The sequence below is a fragment of the Lyngbya sp. CCY1209 genome (genome assembly GCF_055795065.1).
The window spans coordinates 1-554 of sequence record NZ_JAYFER010000088.1 but is presented as its reverse complement, the minus strand read 5'-3'; the positions used below and the strand labels follow the sequence as shown (position 1 = coordinate 554).

The window sequence follows — 554 nt, the reverse complement described above, 5'->3', positions numbered from 1 at the left end:
CCAGCGCTTTTACCCGTCTCGACTTTGACAGTCGGCTCCGAAGGAGCGTCTACCGTGACGAACATAAACATCTCTCCCAATGGAGTCCGTTTAACTGTCACCGTTTTGATTTTTCCCTCAATTTCTCTGGACTTCCAGAACTGATACACTCGACCGCAGATCTTCACCCGGTTTTCACCGAGAAACTTGTAGTTGTTCTGCTTGAGAGTAAACGATTTGTACTTTTTGACTTTTTTAAACCCAGGAGGACGAACCCCTTTGTCTCTGTGCTTAAAAAACAACTGATACGCTTTTTCGATACGCTGGCAGATGTCTTGCACTGCTTGAGCGTCAACGGTTTTCCAGAAAGGATTATGTTTTCTGAGTTTAGCAATATGCTTCTGGAGCTTGGCGCAGTTCAAGTGTTTGCCCCACATCCGGTAGTACCGACGATGCAACGCAATACAGTGGTTGTAAATCGTTCCCGAGGCATTGACAATGCGCTTCAGGTGACGATTTCGCTTGTGGTCGTACAACTTGAATTTGAGCGTCTTCATGCTATTATAATAGCCTGT

1 protein-coding gene is annotated in these 554 nt (G+C 45.7%); it reads right to left on the bottom strand.

Annotated features, from left to right (window positions below):
- A partial coding sequence (locus AC0QHF_RS00475; RefSeq protein WP_473113496.1) for a nuclease/transposase family protein occupies nucleotides 1–416 on the bottom strand: 416 nt, incomplete at its 3' end.
- Nucleotides 417–554 lie beyond the last annotated feature (138 nt).